The 1,598-nt window shown below is 35.2% G+C and carries 5 protein-coding genes; all 5 read left to right on the top strand.

Annotation, left to right across the window (positions count from 1 at the left end):
* The first annotated feature begins 263 nt into the window (after nt 1–263).
* On the top strand, nt 264–452 hold the full coding sequence (locus tag AC2VE5_RS27070; RefSeq protein ID WP_486890628.1) for a hypothetical protein: 189 nt from the start codon (nt 264–266) through the stop codon (nt 450–452).
* A gap of 143 nt (nt 453–595) precedes the next feature.
* On the top strand, nt 596–811 hold the full coding sequence (locus tag AC2VE5_RS27065) for a hypothetical protein (RefSeq protein WP_486890626.1): 216 nt from the start codon (nt 596–598) through the stop codon (nt 809–811).
* 63 nt (nt 812–874) lie between these two features.
* Complete coding sequence (locus AC2VE5_RS27060) at nt 875–1,075, top strand: hypothetical protein (RefSeq protein WP_486890625.1); 201 nt, start codon at nt 875–877, stop codon at nt 1,073–1,075.
* A 33-nt stretch (nt 1,076–1,108) separates the two neighbouring features.
* Nucleotides 1,109–1,342 carry a hypothetical protein gene (locus AC2VE5_RS27055; protein ID WP_486890624.1) on the top strand — a complete coding sequence of 78 codons (234 nt, stop codon included), beginning with the start codon at nt 1,109–1,111 and terminating at the stop codon, nt 1,340–1,342.
* Nucleotides 1,343–1,394: 52 nt separating this feature from the next.
* The coding region (locus tag AC2VE5_RS27050; protein WP_486890623.1) for a hypothetical protein at nt 1,395–1,598 on the top strand (204 nt) is incomplete at its 3' end.

The raw sequence follows: 1,598 nt of genomic DNA, 5'->3' as shown, positions 1-1,598 counted from the left end.
ATTGAACCAGTTATAGTTATGGGCAAAGCTTAAAAAACAGTAGTTAGTTAATATTTTTAATAGTCCTTACAACGCTAGTAATTCTCCAGCATTAGGTTTATTCCCAACAACTTAGTCGTGTGTCAATCAACGTCTTGTATTTACATAGTAAACGATGTAAAATGTTAGGTATAAGCGATCGCAATTTTTTTGGGTTTTAAAAAAGCACAGATATATCAATCAGTATATTGTTTGGGCAACTGTTTCATTAAAGGTAAATTATTATGAATTCAGCCACAATGTATAGCAACGTTGAAGAAGTTTACAATGGATGGATAGCTTACGATACTTTACTAAAGACCACTAAAAAGTTCCGCTCCTCAAGTTCTTTAAATCCTGCTCTTAATGCGTTAGGCGATCATCTTTTGGTTTGGTACGAAGATTTCGGTAGACAGTATTTATTAGCTCACTAACGCGCGTCAAAGAATAGTGAGTGAAACCTTCACCTACTATTCTTTGGCAAATAGCACTGGAAGCAGAATAGAGAAAGAAATAAAAAGATACAAAGGTTCAATATTGCCATTATATAGACATTGCAATTCACAAAAATAATTAAATGACAACAAAAAAATTGAATGAAGAAGAAGTTACAACAAGATTTATTCAGGGAATGGATATGTTTAAAAATGGTATACCTCAGCCAACTGAAAGAGAACAAAGAATTGAATCGTTAGGTTGGAGACACGCCAAAAAAACGGCTGTTGACTTAGAGCTTGCTATTGAATCAGTCGTTGAAGCCTATTGCGAAAGAGGCTATCAAAACGAAAGTTAAAAGAAAACCTGAGCAAGCGAACGTGCGAAGATGATAGTCTCTAAAATTAAGGAATCAAATTTCATGTTGATGCCAGACAAAGAAGGAAAAGTTCGCCTGTATTTTACAGAAGATAAAATATGTATTGGCTCCTACGACGAGGTAGCAGAGTATGAGCAAAGAACAAAAAAAGGTTACTGGGCATCTGACTTTTTTCAGTTGCCTCCAGATTACAATCCGATTGGACAAAGCTTGGAGAGTATTGAATCTATCGTACAGCAATAGCTCCGAAGGCACATGAATTTTTGAGTAAATAAAATGAGTAAATCTAAACAGCAACAGTGGAATGAGGAACATCCTGATGTAGTTCAAAAAGCACAGGCAGAATACAACAAAAAACGACCAGTTTGGGCATTTCGCCCTACATCTGAAAATATAGAATGGCTGGAAGAAGAACGCTGGGATGATGATAATGGTAAACCTGAAGGTGATGCCATGCTCCTCAATCGAAAGTTAGACAAATTAAGAAAACTAGAGCAGCAGGGGTTTTAACTTTGACTTTTATATAGTTATCAATTACTATTATTCTTAACAATCTAATTCAATGAAAGAATCCAAACAGTATAACAACATATTGATTAATCGCCTTTGTTCTCTCCTCACTTCTTACGATTCATTGAAGCACTTAGAATGCGATGGATTAACGCAAGTCTTTCATCGAGTCTTATCAGATGAAAAAATTCACCACACTGTTTACATTGGAGAAGTAATACATGAGCCTACTAACCATACAATACCTCTACATTAT

This window comes from Aliterella sp. E5.1 (assembly GCF_057473825.1).
This window is presented reverse-complemented; position numbering and strand designations above follow the sequence as displayed.